Origin of the sequence: Vibrio sp. 1727 (assembly GCF_033344415.1) — a bacterium.
GTDB lineage: Bacteria > Pseudomonadota > Gammaproteobacteria > Enterobacterales > Vibrionaceae > Vibrio > Vibrio alginolyticus.
Genome location: NZ_JAWPOT010000694.1, coordinates 1 through 511, shown reverse-complemented (window position 1 = coordinate 511; position 511 = coordinate 1). Strand labels below are relative to the sequence as shown.

At 43.8% G+C, this 511-nt stretch carries 1 pseudogene; it reads right to left on the bottom strand.

The features are described from left to right. A pseudogene (locus R8O10_RS27660) lies at nt 1–511 on the bottom strand (lytic murein transglycosylase); the annotation flags it as partial.

The following is a 511-nucleotide window of genomic DNA, read 5'->3' as shown; positions in this document are numbered from 1 at the left end:
ATATTCACTCTGAGCACGATAAAAGTCGTTGGCTGGCTTTTTCTTAGCAAACTCAGCCACCGTCGCAGGTTTATCAAACAACGCTTTCATTTCTTGCGCTTGTTGTTTCGCTTTTGCAGAGCTTGGCAGCTTTTGCAAATAAGCCATCAAACTACCGTTACGAGCATCAAACGCCAACAACATGCGTTGCAGAACCAAATCGTCTGTACGTCCACCCGCTTTATCCCAAGCATTAAATAACGGGTCACACTCACTCGCGATGCTAGAACCGCTTAACCACATGTCTTCTGCGCCTTTAAAGGCTGCAACTTGTTTGCCTTGTTTTAACTGAGCAACGTAAAAAATACACTGATAACGCTCACCACTTGGAATGACTTTTTGAAACTCAGTGATGGTTTTCCAATCTTTCTGTTTGTACAAGTTATCGAGATAAGGCGCACGAATGCGACGTGAGAAAGGGAACGCCTCATGCTCATTAATGAAAGCATCCACTTGTTGTGGTGATTTCATG